This is a genomic window from Antiquaquibacter soli (assembly GCF_030580675.1).
In the GTDB taxonomy this organism is placed as follows: domain Bacteria; phylum Actinomycetota; class Actinomycetes; order Actinomycetales; family Microbacteriaceae; genus Rhodoglobus; species Rhodoglobus soli.
In genome coordinates this window covers 1-511 of sequence record NZ_JAUQUB010000014.1, presented here as the reverse complement: position 1 = coordinate 511, position 511 = coordinate 1, and the positions used below count along the sequence as shown (strand labels likewise).

Genomic DNA, 511 nt, shown 5'->3' with positions numbered 1-511 from the left:
CTGTGACTGGAGTTCAGACGTGTGCTCTTCCGATCTCATGTTCAAGGCATGCAAGCTTCAATTGTCTATAAACTGCGCTGCCATCGAAAGTTGGCGGTCCCAGTCCATCACCAGCATGTCTCTCGTTTCTTTCTTTCCTTTCCATTGTACCTGTCCATCCGACTTGCTCATTGAGCTCGCATTAGATGTCCTCCTGTATCGTATCCTGGAGGCATGGCCCTTAGAGGCATGCGAGTATGGTTGTCATTGCTGAGTGTCGTTGGTGATGGAAGAAGGAATTTAGTGCTTGCAGCAAGAGCAGCTGGTGGAGCAGCTAGAGGCCTCGTGGTTGCAGCAAGAGCAGGGAGACATGTTGATAGTTGTTGGTGAAGAAGGTCTTCAAAAAAAGTTGTAAGTGTTGTGGTGGAACAGTTGACAGAGCAGCCCATGGGCCTTGGTGGGATGCGGTGGCGACAAAGGTTGAGCAAGAAGAGATGTCGACATAGATGTAATGGATTGTATTGTTTTGATA

General features: G+C 48.5%; 1 protein-coding gene. It reads right to left on the bottom strand.

Going from position 1 to position 511, the window contains the following annotated elements; all coding sequences use genetic code 11:
• Positions 1 to 313: 313 nt before the first annotated feature.
• Positions 314 to 511: hypothetical protein (locus tag Q5716_RS15925; RefSeq protein WP_305004147.1), on the bottom strand; the 198-nt coding region annotated here is incomplete at its 5' end.